Here is a 13,019-nt window from a genome sequence, read left to right on the forward strand (position 1 = left end):
CGACAGTAACGTGGATTGTGTGAGTCCTTAGAGAGCCTTGCTGTGCGCCAAGGCCGGGCTGACCAGGTAAGGCAGGTACCCCATGACAGCACCGCCCCTGCTGGCACTGCGCGGGGTCTTCAAACGGTACGGCGCGGTCCAGGCCCTGGCCGATGTCGAGCTGGAGGTGCGCGCCGGACAAGTGGTCGCTCTGGTCGGGGACAACGGGGCGGGCAAGTCCACACTGATCAAGGTGATCGCCGGGGTCGACCCGGCCGATACCGGCACCGTCGAGTGGGACGGCCGCCCGGTCCGGATCACCCGGCCCCACGAGGCACAGGACCTGGGCATCGCCACCGTCTTCCAGGACCTCGCGCTCTGCGACAACCTCGACGTGGTCGGCAATGTCTTCCTCGGCCGGGAGCTCCACCGGGCCGGGATCCTCAACGAGGTGGAGATGGAGCGCCGCACGCTGGAGCTGCTCGACGCGCTCGCCATCCGGATCCCCGACGTGCGCATCCCGGTGGCCTCGCTGTCCGGGGGCCAGCGGCAGACCGTCGCGATCTCCCGGTCGATGCTCGGCGAGCCCCGGCTCGTGCTGCTCGACGAGCCCACCGCTTCCCTGGGCATCGAGCAGACCGCGCAGGTCCTCGACCTGGTCGAGCAGCTGCGCGAGCGCCGTCTCGGGGTGCTGCTGATCAGCCACAACCTGGGGGACGTCAAGGCCGTCGCGGACTGGATCGCGGTGCTGCGGCTCGGCCGCAACAACGGCTTCTTCGACGTCGGCACGACCTCCCACGAGCAGATCATCTCCTCCATCACCGGGGCCACCGACAACGCGGTGACCCGGCGCAAGGCGCAGGGCTGGGAGGCGGAGCGGTGAGCCGCCTCCGGGAGGCGGCGCGACGCGGGAAGCGGGCGGCCCGCCCGAACGGCGGGCCGCCGGACAGCGGCGGCGGCCCGAACCCGCTGCAGATCCTCCGGCGCCGGTTCCACGCCGGTGAGCTCGGCTCGGTCCCGGTCGTCCTGGGGCTGCTGGTGGTGTGGATCATCTTCGAGAGCCTCAACAAGAACTTCCTCTCACCGCGCAACCTGTCCAACCTGAGCGTGGACATCGTGGGCATCGGGATGATCTCGATCGGTGTCGTCTTCGTACTGCTGCTCGGTGAGATCGATCTGTCCGTCGGCTCGGTGAGCGGGCTGGCGGCGGCCGCGTTCGCGGTGCTGAACGTGCAGCACGGCGTGCCGGAACCGATCGCCCTGCTGATCGCGGTGTTCGCCGGCACGGTGATCGGAGCCGTGCAGGGGTTCTTCTTCGCCAAGGTCGGGGTGCCCGCGTTCGTGGTCACCCTCGCGGGCCTGCTGGGCTGGAACGGGCTGATGCTCTACATCCTGGGCTACAGCGGCACCGTCAACCTCGACGACAAGGGTCTGGTCGCCATGCTGACCAGCTTCTACTTCACCGATGTCGCCGCCGCGTACGGCCTGGCGGTGGTCGGCACCGCGGGGTACTTCCTCGCCTCCTACCTGGACGTACGGCGGCGCAGGGCGGCCGGGGTGCCGGTGCGGCCGATGAGCGAGATCGCCGTGCGCACCGGTGTGCTGGCGGTGATCTCCCTGGCCGCGGCCTGGGTGCTCAACCAGTACCAGGGGCTGCCGCTGGCCCTGCTGATCTTCCTGGTCTTCCTGGTCGGCCTCGACCAGGTGCTGCGCCGGACCCGCTACGGACGGATGATCTTCGCGCTCGGCGGCAGCGTCGAAGCCGCCCGCCGCACCGGACTCAGTGTGGGCCTGGTGCGGATCTCGGTGTTCATGGTGTCCGGGACGATGGCGGCGATCGGCGGGCTGTTCCTGGCCTCGCGCGTCACCTCGGCCACCCAGACCTCGGGCTCGGGCATCTTGCTGATGGACGCGATCGCCGCCGCGGTCATCGGCGGCACCAGCATGTTCGGCGGCCGGGGCCGGACCTGGTCCGCGCTGCTCGGCGTCCTGGTCATCCAGTCGATCGCCTCCGGTGTGGCGCTGATGGGCATTCAGGCCGCCGTGCAGTTCATGATCACGGGCGGGGTGCTGCTGCTGGCCGTGGTCATCGACTCGCTGTCCCGGCGGGCACAGCGGGCACACGGGCGGGTGTGAGCGGTGAGCGGCCCGGCGCCCCTGCGGCCCGCGCTCCTCGGTCGCCGTGCGCGCGGGGCGGACCCGGGCGGACGCTGGAGGGGTAGCGGCGCACACCGGGCCCGCCATGGCCGCCGCAGGAGAGGAGCGAGCCGATGAAGGACGTCATCACCGCCGGCGTGGACGGTACGCCGGAGTCCTTGTCCGCGGTCCAGTGGGCGGCGCAGGAGGCGCACACCCGGCAGGCGCGGCTGCGGCTGCTGCACGCCTGGGTGCTGCTCGCCCCGGAACCGGCGCCCCACCCCCTCACGGAGGACGACCAGAACTACTGGCCCCACCGGATGATGGACGAGGCCGAGGCGGCCGTCCGGGCCCGCTGCCCGGATCTGCCGGTGACGCGGGACATGGTGGCCAAGGACCCCTACGAGGCCCTCAAGGACGCCGCCGAACAGTCCGATCTGCTGGTCCTCGGTTCGCGGAACCTGGGCCCGGTGACGCGCTATGTCCTGGGCGAACTCGGCCTGCAGCTGGTGGCGCACACCGACTGCCCCACGGTGCTGGTGCGCACCCGGCAGGGCGGCTCGACGGCCGGGCCGGCGGGTCCGGTGGTGGTCGGCGTCGGCCTGCGCAAGCCCGCCGAGTCGGTGCTCGCGTTCGCCTTCGACAGCGCGGTGCGCCGCGGTGTCCCGCTGCGCGCCGTACACGGCCGGCATCTGCCGTCGTTCGCCTACAACCGCGGGGGCGGTGTGGAGCCGTACGCCGCGGAGGAGGCGGCGCAGCTGGCCCGGGACGAGCTGGCGAAGACGCTCCGGCCGTGGCGGGAGAAGTACCCGGAGCTGCCGGTGGACGCGCGGGTGGAGATGGAGAGCGCGGCGCCGGCGCTGCTGCGCGACACGGCCGGCGCGGCGCTGCTGGTCGTCGGGCGACGGCACCGGCGGGTGCTGCCGGCACCGCGCATCGGCCATGTCGTACAGGCGGTGGTCCATCACGCTCCGTGCCCGGTGGCGGTGGTGCCGTACGAGTGAGAAGGCGGATGATGACGACAGAGGGCACGAGGAAGCTGGGGTAAGCCATGGCGAACACAGTCGACTGGCCCGTCCGTCTCACCCTCGTCGAGGAGGACGGCACGACCACGGCGCGGGCGGTGCTCACCACCGCGACCACCACCTTCACCGGGCACGGCACGGCCCGGTGCAGCCCTGAGGACCGGGACATCCCGGAGATCGGGGACGAGATCGCGGCCGGCCGGGCCCTGCGGGACCTCGCCGGGCAGCTGCTGCGGGTGGCGGACGAGGAACTCGAAGACGTCGGCGCCGCCCCGCCGCGGCGGCAGACCCGCGTCGCCTACGGCTGGACGGATGCGATGGCGTGAGCCGGGGCCGTGGCGGACGCCGCCGCGGCCGTGGAAGGAGTCGGCTATGTCGGATGCGACGATCACCGACCTGTACGAGGTGACCATGGCCCTGTCGTTCCTCCGGGAGGGCATGGAGCAGCCGGCGACCTTCAGCTGCTTCGTACGGGAACTACCGCCGGAGCGGGGCTTCCTGGTGGCCGCGGGCGCCGAGACGGTCCTGGACTACCTCGCCGGGTTCCATGTGGGCCGCGAGGACGTCGAGGTGTTCGCCGAGGTGCTGCGTCGGCCGTCGGCGGACCTGGCCCCGCTGCTGGGCCTGCGCTTCACCGGCGAGGCCCGGATGGTGCCGGAGGGCCGGGTGGTGCTGGCCAACGAGCCCCTGCTGGAGATCACCGCACCGCTGCCCGTGGCGCAGCTCGTGGAGTCGTTCGTGCTCAATCAGCTCAGCCATCAGACGGCCCTGGCGACCAAGTGCGCCCGCTGTGTGATCGCCGCGCGGGGCCACCCGGTGGTGGACTTCTCGCTGCGGCGCACCCACGGCACCGCGGTCGCGCACCAGGTCGCCCGGCTGGGCGCCATGGCCGGTTTCGCGGGCACCAGCAATGTCGCTGCGGCGCACGCCGAGGATCTGCCCGCGATCGGCACGATGGCGCACTCCTACATCGAGGCGTTCGAGGACGAGGAGACCGCGTTCACCGCGTTCGCCCTCTGCCATCCGGGGCCCGTGACGTTCCTGGTGGACACCTACGACACCGCCTCCGGGGTCGCGGCGGCCGCCCGCGTGCTCGCCGCGCTGGGCCGCGGGGACGGTTCGGCGATCCGGCTGGACAGCGGCGACCTGGCCCAACTGTCCCGCCGCGCCCGGGCGATGCTCGACAACGCGGGCCTGCCGCAGGTGCGGATCGTCGCCAGCGGCGGACTGGACGAATACAGCGTGCACGACCTGACGTCCACGGGGGCGCCGATCGACGTCTTCGCGGTCGGCACCCGGGTCGGGGTGAGCGCCGACGCGCCCTACCTGGACTCCGCGTACAAGCTCGTCGCCTACGACGGCCGGCCGGTGATGAAGCTGTCGGCGGCCAAGGCCACCTCCCCCGGGAGCAAGCAGATCTTCCGCCGCCCCGGCTGCCTCGATGTGATCGGCCTGGCCGACGAGCCGGCCCCGGCGGACAGTACGCCGCTGCTGGAGACGATGATGCGCGGCGGCGAGCGCAGCACCCCGCGCGACCGGCTGGCGGAAGCCCACCAGCGGCTCACCGAGGATCTCGCCGAACTGCCCGCGACGGCCCGGCGCATCCGGTCGCCGCAGCCGGTACGGGCGATGGTCTCGCACCGGCTGTCGGTGCTGACGGACCGGGTACGGCGGCGCACCGAGCGGGAGATGCTGGCCCCGTTCCGTATGCACGCCTAGGGCCTGTCCGATGGGTCCTGGCCGGGCCGCGTCAGGCGCGCCGCGGCACGATCGCCACGGGGCAGTCGGCGTGGCACAGCGCGGTGTGCGCCACCTTCCCGAGCGGCAGCCCGAAGTGGCCGTGGCGGTGGCCCGCGCCGATGACGAGCAGATCCGCGGCGGCGGCGCGGTGCACCAGCACCTTGTGGGTGGGGCCCTCGACGGTGGTGCGGCGCACGTGCACGGACGGATGCGCGCCGGCCGCCTCCCCCAGTGCCTCGTCCAGCCGCGCCGCCGCCTGCTTCTCGTGGTAGCTCTGGGCCTGGTCGGCCAGCAGCGGCGGATCGGCCGGCTCGTGTGCGGGGCGGCGCCAGGCGTGGACGGCCTTCAGCAGACAGCCGCGGACCTCGGCCTCCTCGAAGGCGAAGCGGACCGCCGCCGCCCCGTTCTCGGGATCGCCGACGCCCAGGAGCACGCACCGGTGCGTCCCGGCCATCCCGGCCGCGTCCCCGCGCACCACGATCACCGGGCACCGGGCCCGCGCCGCCACCGCCATCCCGACCGAGCCGAGCAGCCAGCCGGCGATCTCGCCGCGCCCCCGCGAGCCCAGGACCAGCACCGACGCATAGTGACCGGCCCGCAGCAGGGCCGTGACCGCGTCGTCCGCCACCACCTGCGCACCGACCTTGAGGTCCGGGTTGCGGCAGCGGGCCTGTTCGGCGGCGGACTGCACGACGCCCTCCGCGAGGACCTGCTCACCGGGGCGTTCGGGGCCCTGCGCCGTGCCCTCGAAGCGCTCCCAGGTCGAGGCGTGCAGCACATCCAGCGGGAGCTTGCGGCGGGCCGCCTCGTCCACCGCCCAGTCGAGCGCCCGCAGGGCCGAGTCCGAGCCGTCGACGCCCACGACCAGGGACCGCTCCATCGCCGCCACCGCCTTCCTCCCGGTCGCCGGTTTCGGTGGGGCCCACCGTCGCCACGGGGGTGCCGTCGATCGCCACGGTGGTGACTTCCATCGTCGCGCCGCCGCGATGCGCTCGCCAGGGGCGCGGCCGCGCCCCGGGCCATCAGCCGTGGTGCCATGGAATGGACACACCGACGAACGGAACCGTCATATGACCGGTGCGCCGTCCCTGGCCGCGTGCCTGCGCTCACTGCGGGCCGTGGTCTTCGACACCGACGGGGTCATCATCGACTCCGCGGGCCTGCATGCCGCGGCCTGGAAGGACGCCTTCGACCCCTGTCTGGCGGCCGCGGGCGACCGGCGCCCCTTCGACCCGGTGGAGGAGTATCTGCGCCTGGTCGACGGCCGGTCGCGGCACGACGGCGCGGCCGCGTTCCTGGCGTCCAGGGGCCTGGACCTGCCGCTCGGCGGCCCGGACGACGGGCCGGGGACCGACACCGTCCGGGCCGTCGCGGCCCGCAAGGACGAGTCGTTCACCGCGCGTCTGCGCGAAGGCGGCGTCGCCGTCTGGCCCGGCACCGTACGCCTGCTGCACGCGCTGCGGGACGCGCGGATGCCGTGTGCCGCCGCCTCGGCGTCCCGGCACGCCACCGAGCTGCTGTCGGCGGCCGGGCTGCTCCCGTTGTTCGCGGCCGTGGTGGACGGCCGGGAGGCGGGCCGGCTCGGGCTGCCGGGCAAGCCGGATCCGGCGCTCTTCCTGGAGGCGGTGCGCCGTCTCGGTGTGCGGCCCGGGGATGCCGCCGTGGTGGAGGACGCGCTGGCCGGTGTCGAGGCCGGTCGGCGCGGCGGGTTCGGCCTGGTGGTGGGCGTGCACCGGTCGGCCGGGCCGGACGGCGCCGCCGCGCTGCGCCGCCGGGGCGCCGATGTGGTGGTGGCCGACCCCGGCGAACTGCTGATCTGCGGGGAGGGCTGATGCCGACCGGCGGCAACGCGTGGACCTGGTCGTACGAGGGGTACGACGCGGGCGCGGAGCGGCTGCGCGAGACGCTCTGCGCCCTGGGCAACGGCTACTTCGTCACCCGCGGCGCGGCCAGCGAGGTGCTCTCGGGGCCGACGCACTACCCCGGCACCTACGCGGCCGGCTGCTACAACCGGCTCACCTCCACCGTTGCGGGCCAGCCCGTCGAGAACGAGGACATGGTCAACCTGCCCAACTGGCTGCCGCTGCGCTACCGGATCTGCCCCGCCGACGCGCCTCCCGGGCCGTGGCTCACGCCCGGCCACCGGCAGCTGACGGAGCACCGGCAGACCCTGGACCTGCGGCACGGCACCCTGATCCGCTGGTCGGTCTACGAGGACGAGGCCGGCCGGCGGCTGCGCGTGGAGCAGCGCCGCCTGGTGCACATGGGCGAGCCCCATCTGGCCGCGATGCGCACCTCGTTCACCGCCGACGGCTGGGCGGGCGCGGTGGAGGTGGAGTCGGGCATCGACGGCGCGGTCCGCAACACCGGCGTCGAGCGCTACCGCGGGCTGGCCGACCAGCATCTGCGGGGCTGGGAGACCGGTGCCGAGCGGCCCGACACGGTGTGGCTGAGCTGCCGCACCACCGACTCGGACATCCAGATCGCGCTGGCCGCGCGCATCCGGGCCACCCCCGGGCGGGGCGGGACACCGCGCACCCGGATCGCGGTGCTGCGGGCCTTCCACACCCTGTCGCTGCCGGTGACCTCCGGGGCGACGGTGGTCGTCGACAAGACGGTGGCGCTGTACACCTCCCGCGACCCGGCGATCGAGAGCCCCCGGCACGCGGCCGTCGACTGTGTGGTGCGGGCCCCGCACTTCCGGCAGCTGATGGCCTCGCACCGGCGCGCCTGGGAGGACCTGTGGCGGCAGGCGAAGCTGGAGGTGCCCGGGGACGCGGGCCGGATCCTGCGGCTGCACCTGTTCCATGTGCTGCAGACCCTCTCGCCGCACACCGCCGAACTCGATGTCGGGGTGCCGGCGAGGGGCCTGCACGGCGAGGCGTACCGCGGGCATGTCTTCTGGGACGAGCTGTTCGTGCTGCCGTTCTTGAACCTGCACCTGCCCCAGGTCTCCCGGGCGCTGCTCGAATACCGCTACCGGCGGCTGCCCGCGGCCTGCCGGGCGGCGCAGGAGGCGGGCCGGGCGGGGGCGATGTATCCGTGGCAGAGCGCCGGCGACGGGCGGGAGGAGACCCAGCAGCTCCATCTCAACCCGCGCTCCGGCCGCTGGCTGCCCGACCACTCCCGTCTGCAGCACCACGTCGGATCGGCGATCGCCTACAACGTCTGGCAGTACGGACAGGCCAGCGGGGACACCGAGTTCCTGCACACCAAGGGTGCCGAGATGCTGTTGCAGGTCGCCCGCTTCTGGGCGGCCGCCGCGGCCTGGGACACCGACCTCGGCCGCTACCGCATCCGGGGCGTGGTCGGCCCCGACGAGTACCACGACGGCTATCCGGGGGCCGCCGAGCCGGGCGTCGACGACAACGCCTACACCAACGTCACCGCGGCCTGGGTCCTGCTGCGCGCCCTGGAGCTGTCCCGGTCGCTGCCCGAGGCGCACCAGCGGCAGCTCTACGAGCGCATCCAGCTCACCCCGGACGAGCCGGAGCGCTGGGAGGACGTCGCACGGCTGCTTCATGTGCCCTTCCACCAGGGCGTGATCAGCCAGTTCGCCGGCTACGCGGACCTGGCCGAGCTGGACTGGGAGGGCTATCGGCAGCGGTACGGCGACATCCGCCGGCTGGACCGGATCCTGGAGGCCGAGGGCGACACCGTCAACCACTACCAAGCCTCCAAGCAGGCCGATGTGCTGATGCTCGGCTACCTCTTCTCGCCGTCCGAACTCGCCTCGGTCTTCGGCCACTTGGGCTATCCGCTCGACGACGACACCTGGCACGCCACCGTCGACTACTACCTGCACCGCACCAGCCACGGCTCCACCCTCAGCGCCCTGGTCCACGCCTGGGTCCTGGCCCGGGTGCAGCGTCCGGACGCCTGGACGTACTGCGAGGAGGCGCTGACCGGGGACGTCGCGGACCTGCACGGCGGCAGCAGCGCCGAGGGCATCCATCTGGGGGCGATGGCCGGCTCTTTGGACCTGGTCCAGCGGGGCCTCACGGGCCTGGAGACCCGGGACCGGGCCCTGTGGCTCGACCCGGCCCCGCTGCCCGAACTCTCCAAGTTCAACGTACGCATCCGCTACCGCCGCCACTGGGACATCGACCTGCGGATCAGCGCCGAGCAGGTGCGGATCGCGGTGCCGGAGTCCGAGCAGGCGGCGGTGCGGGTGCGGCTGCGGGAGCGGTCGTTCAGCATCGCGCCGGGTACGACCCGGCGGCTGGACATGCCGGACGGCTGAACCGCGGCACGCTGCCGCGTCGTACGTCACCGCCGCAGCGGTCCCTCACAGGTGTAGTGCGCGGTGCCGGAACCGCCCCGCGAGCGGACGGTGACCGCGCCGAAGGAGCAGTTCATATCGGCGAAGTTGTCGGCGGCGGACGCGGAGCGGTCGAGGAGGGTGGCGTCGACGGCCTCGGACATGTCCTTGAAGCCCCTGTCGGGGCTGCCGGGGTCGGTGAGCTTCGCGCTGATCTTGCCGGTGCAGACGAAGCGGCCGTAGGCCGGGTCGCCGTTGTCCTTGCACGCGGGGGTGTGGGAGGTGGCGGCGGCGAACGCGCTGCGGACCTGCGCGGCGTCGGCGAGCTTCAGTGAGCCGACGGGGGTGAACCTCGTGTCCGGGACGAAGAGGTCGTCGACATGGGCGATCTGCTCGTCGAGGAAGGCGTCGTAGGCGCGCTGCAGGCCGGCGTCCTTGCCCATCCGGTTCCGCCAGGCGTCGAAGCCCGCGGGGTCGTCGGCACGCTCGTAGCCGTACATCTCCCGCAGCAGCGAGGGGTGTTCGGACCACAGGAACTCGAAGAACGTGCCGGCGTAGTGGTAGAAGCGGAAGCCGTCCCCGGCGTAGGTGGCGTGCAGCAGCTGGTCGACGGTCATCCGCGGGCCGCCGCCCGAGGTGTCGTTGATGACGCCCCGGACCAGGGACTTGCGGACCTTGACGCCGTCGTCGCGGGTGGCGCCGTCGAAGAACTCGGCCGTGCCCTCGTCCATTGCGGTGGTCCGGTCGCCCTCGTACCACGGGCCCGCGCCGAACATCCCGGGTACCGCCCAGCGGCCGTTGAGGTAGTGCGTGTACTCGTGGCGGAAGAGCTCCTCCAGCGTGAGGGCGGAGTCCTGGGGGACCCGGCGCTGGTAGGTGTAGAAGGTCGCGCCCTGCTCGATGTACATCCCGCCGTTGTCGGTGCTCAGGCCGGTGAGGATCGGTTGGTACAGCCGGTAGTCGGAGCGGGAGGCGTACAGCACGGTGTGGAGCGTGGTGTTGGTGTCGCCGTCCAGCGCCCTGTCGGTGCCGAGCACCCGGTGGAACTGCGCCTTGACCTGCTTGCCGGCGTAGTACAGCTGGTCGACGGTGCGGCGGTCGAGGGCGGTGCGGACCTCCATCCGGCCCTTGTCGTAGCGGTAGGTGTGGGGGAAGAGACGGCGTTCGATGTCCTGCCTGCACACCTTGTACGGCGTGCAGGCGTCGAACTCGATCAGCCAGGTGACGACCTTGCCCCAGGGCTCGCTGCCGTCGCCGAAGGTGCGGGTGACGAGGGCCAGCAGCTCGCCGAGGGCCGGCACGATCTCGCCCTTCAGGGCCTCGATCTGGCCGAACCGCCCGTACTCGCTGAGCGCGTCGCGCGCCACCCACGCGTTGTCGGTGCCCTTGAGGTGGGTGTAGTTCGCGAAGGCCCGGAAGGCGGCGCGGTAGCGGGGGTCGGCGGCGACCGCCTTCTGGAAGGGGGTGTCCTGGTTGCCGGGGTAGACGCCGAGGTAGCTCGTGGTGAGCGCGGCGAGGGCGGCGTTGCCCCAGGAGCGGTCCTTGTGGGTGGCGGTGTGGTCCGGGTCCATGGTGGCCAGGATCTTCTGGATCAGGCCGAGTTGGTACTGCCGTCCGCCGGGTCCGACGCCGTACAGCGCCTCGCGCAGGGTGTCGGCGTTCTCCCGGGTGGCGTCGAAGGTGTGGGCGGCGGCGCCGAACGCGTCGACCGCGCCGCGCACCGCGTTGACGGTCGGCTCGTCGGTGGTGTCGATCTCGCCGTGCGAGAAGTCGTGGTAGGCCACCGCGTGCAGGTAGGTGAACATCTCGTACAGGTGGCTGGTGTTCCTGCCGTCGTGGCCGGCGGCGAGGCCGGCGATGCGCCGGGCGACGGCCTGGACGTGGGCGTCGGACATCACGGGGACGAGCCGGGGGTCCCACTTCCATATGAGGTCGCGCAGACAGCCGTCGGCGGTGACGGCGGGGTCGGCGAGGAAGTCCGCGAGCTGTTCGGGGCTCAGCCCCGTGATCCCGTCGAGGGTGCAGGGAGCGGCGGCGGGGCGCGCGTGGTGGGTCGTGGCGGGCTTGGTCCGCGGGCCCGGTACACGGCCCTTGTCGGTGACGGACCGGGGTGCCGGTACGGGGGCCGCACCCGGCTCGGGGGCCTTGGCGAGGTGGGGTACCCGGTCGTCGGGGTGGTCGGCGGCCGGCGGCCGGGGCGCGGCCTGCCGGGTGGGGGTGGTGGACGGTGCGGAGCGCCCGGGTACGGCCTGGGCGGTCTGGACGGCCGGCAGGACGAGGGCGGTGGAGAGGATCGCGGCCGGCAGGAATCTGCCGGGCAGGCGCCGGTGTGACACCTGAACCTCCATGAGGGGGTGGGGACTTGGGGTGGGGTTCGAGGCCATGGCCTTCACTCCACGAGGTGTGACCCGTAACATAGTAATGTGAAATTGCACTGACAAGGCTTCAGGAAAGAGCCGTCCGAAGTTTCCCCTCCGGAGGTTTCCGTGACCGCGCGTGCCGCCCAACTCCACACCGGCAGCCATGACTTGCCCGTGTCGAGCGCCCTCGCCCGCTTCATGACGGACCGGTGGGCCGCCACCCCGCCGCCCACCGACTCCCGCGTCCCGGGCTTCGAGCAACTCGCCGGACGCCGCGCCCGGCTGGCCGCGCGCTTCCCCGGCGAGCGGCTGCTCGTCCCGGCCGGCGAGTTGACGGCCCGCTCGAACGACTGCGACCACCGCTTCCGTCCGCACAGCGGCTACGCCTGGCTGACCGGGCTGACCGGCGAGGACCAGCCGGGGCACGTCCTGGTGCTGGAGCCGGACGGCGAGGCCGTGCTGTATCTGCGGCCGCGGTCACCGCGGAACGGCGACGGCGCCTTCTACCGGGACCGCAGGTACGGCGAGTTCTGGGTGGGCCGCCGCCCCGACCTGGCCGAGGCCGCCCGGATGACGGGTCTGCGCTGCGCCGACCTGGACGCCCTCCCCCACCTCCCGGCCGGCCGGAACGCCGCCCACGACTTTGAACTCGCCATCGCGCTGAGCGAGTTGCGGCTGATCAAGGACGACTGGGAGGTGGACCGGCTCCAGGAGGCCGTCGACCACACCGTCACCGGCTTCGAGGACGTCGTCCGCTCGCTGCCCGACGCGCTGCGCCACCCGCGCGGCGAACGCTGGATCGAGGGCGTGTTCAATCTGCGCGCCCGCGCCGAGGGCAACGGCACCGGCTACGAGACCATCGCGGCCGCCGGCGCCCACGCCTGTGTGCTGCACTGGATCCGCAACGACGGCCCGCTCGACCCCGGCCAACTGCTGCTGCTCGACGCCGGCGTGGAGACCGACGCGCTGTACACCGCCGACATCACCCGCACCCTGCCGCTCTCCGGCCGCTTCTCCCCCGTCCAGCGCCGGGTCTACGACCTGGTCCTCGCCGCGCAGAACGCCGGGATCGCCGCCCTGAAGCCGGGCGCGTGCTTCCGCGACTTCCACCAGGCATGTATGTCCGTCCTGGCGGAGGGCCTCGCCGACTGGGGCGTGCTGCGCGTCCCGGTCGAGGAGGCGCTCAGCGCCGGCAGCGGCCTCTACCGGCGCTACACACTGTGCAGTTCGGGCCATATGCTCGGGCTCGACGTCCACGACTGCGCCCGCGCGCGGGCCGAGCAGTACCTGGACGGCGTGCTGGAGGAGGGGCAGGTGCTCACCGTCGAACCGGGCCTGTACCTCCAGCCCGACGACGAGACCCTGCCGAGGGAGCTGCGCGGCATCGGGGTCCGCATCGAGGACGACCTGGTGATCACGGCGGACGGGGCCCGGCTGATGTCGTCGGCGCTGCCCCGCACCGCCGACGCGGTGGAGGAGTGGATGGACGGGCTGCTGTCCGGGACGCCCTAATCCGGC

General features: G+C 72.9%; 10 protein-coding genes. 8 read left to right on the forward strand and 2 right to left on the reverse strand.

Going from position 1 to position 13,019, the window contains the following annotated elements; translation table 11 throughout:
• Positions 1-82: 82 nt before the first annotated feature.
• The 5 genes from ACZ4NB_RS00450 (at position 83) to ACZ4NB_RS00470 (ending at position 4,859) form a co-directional block, all read left to right on the forward strand.
• On the forward strand, positions 83-862 hold the full coding sequence (locus tag ACZ4NB_RS00450; RefSeq protein WP_467657309.1) for an ATP-binding cassette domain-containing protein: 780 nt from the start codon (positions 83-85) through the stop codon (positions 860-862).
• Positions 859-2,115, forward strand: a complete 1,257-nt coding sequence (locus ACZ4NB_RS00455; RefSeq protein ID WP_467657311.1) for a sugar ABC transporter permease — start codon at positions 859-861, stop codon at positions 2,113-2,115. Before ACZ4NB_RS00450 ends, ACZ4NB_RS00455 begins: the two co-directional genes overlap by 4 nt.
• Positions 2,116-2,249: 134 nt before the next feature.
• Complete coding sequence (locus tag ACZ4NB_RS00460; protein WP_467657312.1) at positions 2,250-3,119, forward strand: universal stress protein; 870 nt, start codon at positions 2,250-2,252, stop codon at positions 3,117-3,119.
• Between the two features lie 47 nt (positions 3,120-3,166).
• Positions 3,167-3,466: a dsRBD fold-containing protein gene (locus ACZ4NB_RS00465; RefSeq protein WP_467657314.1), complete on the forward strand. Its 300-nt coding sequence runs from the start codon at positions 3,167-3,169 to the stop codon at positions 3,464-3,466.
• Between the two features lie 46 nt (positions 3,467-3,512).
• Positions 3,513-4,859 carry a nicotinate phosphoribosyltransferase gene (locus ACZ4NB_RS00470; protein WP_467657315.1) on the forward strand — a complete coding sequence of 449 codons (1,347 nt, stop codon included), beginning with the start codon at positions 3,513-3,515 and terminating at the stop codon, positions 4,857-4,859.
• Positions 4,860-4,890: 31 nt separating this feature from the next.
• Here the strand turns inward: ACZ4NB_RS00470 and ACZ4NB_RS00475 are convergent, their stop codons facing one another.
• Positions 4,891-5,760, reverse strand: coding sequence for a universal stress protein (locus tag ACZ4NB_RS00475; RefSeq protein ID WP_467657317.1), 870 nt, complete (start codon positions 5,758-5,760; stop codon positions 4,891-4,893).
• 190 nt (positions 5,761-5,950) lie between these two features.
• Between ACZ4NB_RS00475 and ACZ4NB_RS00480 the strand changes: the two genes are divergently transcribed.
• Together ACZ4NB_RS00480 and ACZ4NB_RS00485 are read left to right on the forward strand one after the other, a co-directional pair.
• A complete protein-coding gene (locus ACZ4NB_RS00480) occupies positions 5,951-6,712 on the forward strand; it encodes an HAD family hydrolase (RefSeq protein WP_467657318.1) in 762 nt (253 codons plus the stop codon).
• On the forward strand, positions 6,712-9,123 hold the full coding sequence (locus ACZ4NB_RS00485; protein ID WP_467657320.1) for a glycoside hydrolase family 65 protein: 2,412 nt from the start codon (positions 6,712-6,714) through the stop codon (positions 9,121-9,123). Before ACZ4NB_RS00480 ends, ACZ4NB_RS00485 begins: the two co-directional genes overlap by 1 nt.
• A gap of 26 nt (positions 9,124-9,149) precedes the next feature.
• Here the strand turns inward: ACZ4NB_RS00485 and ACZ4NB_RS00490 are convergent, their stop codons facing one another.
• Positions 9,150-11,489, reverse strand: a complete 2,340-nt coding sequence (locus ACZ4NB_RS00490) for a collagenase (protein WP_467657321.1) — start codon at positions 11,487-11,489, stop codon at positions 9,150-9,152.
• A 138-nt stretch (positions 11,490-11,627) separates the two neighbouring features.
• On the opposite strand from ACZ4NB_RS00490, the gene ACZ4NB_RS00495 reads away from it, so the two are divergent.
• Positions 11,628-13,013 carry an aminopeptidase P family protein gene (locus ACZ4NB_RS00495; protein WP_467657323.1) on the forward strand — a complete coding sequence of 462 codons (1,386 nt, stop codon included), beginning with the start codon at positions 11,628-11,630 and terminating at the stop codon, positions 13,011-13,013.
• Positions 13,014-13,019: the final 6 nt, after the last annotated feature.

This window comes from Streptomyces sp. NPDC026575 (assembly GCF_055567415.1).

Bases quoted from the DNA above. Each gene is read 5' to 3' on its own strand.
- ACZ4NB_RS00475 (WP_467657317.1), bottom strand. From the start codon at position 5,760: ATGGAGCGGTCCCTGGTCGTGGGCGTCGACGGCTCGGACTCGGCCCTG.
- ACZ4NB_RS00490 (WP_467657321.1), bottom strand. From the start codon at position 11,489: ATGGAGGTTCAGGTGTCACACCGGCGCCTGCCCGGCAGATTCCTGCCG.
- ACZ4NB_RS00450 (WP_467657309.1), top strand. From the start codon at position 83: ATGACAGCACCGCCCCTGCTGGCACTGCGCGGGGTCTTCAAACGGTAC.
- ACZ4NB_RS00460 (WP_467657312.1), top strand. From the start codon at position 2,250: ATGAAGGACGTCATCACCGCCGGCGTGGACGGTACGCCGGAGTCCTTG.
- ACZ4NB_RS00485 (WP_467657320.1), top strand. From the start codon at position 6,712: ATGCCGACCGGCGGCAACGCGTGGACCTGGTCGTACGAGGGGTACGAC.
- ACZ4NB_RS00470 (WP_467657315.1), top strand. From the start codon at position 3,513: ATGTCGGATGCGACGATCACCGACCTGTACGAGGTGACCATGGCCCTG.
- ACZ4NB_RS00465 (WP_467657314.1), top strand. From the start codon at position 3,167: ATGGCGAACACAGTCGACTGGCCCGTCCGTCTCACCCTCGTCGAGGAG.
- ACZ4NB_RS00480 (WP_467657318.1), top strand. From the start codon at position 5,951: ATGACCGGTGCGCCGTCCCTGGCCGCGTGCCTGCGCTCACTGCGGGCC.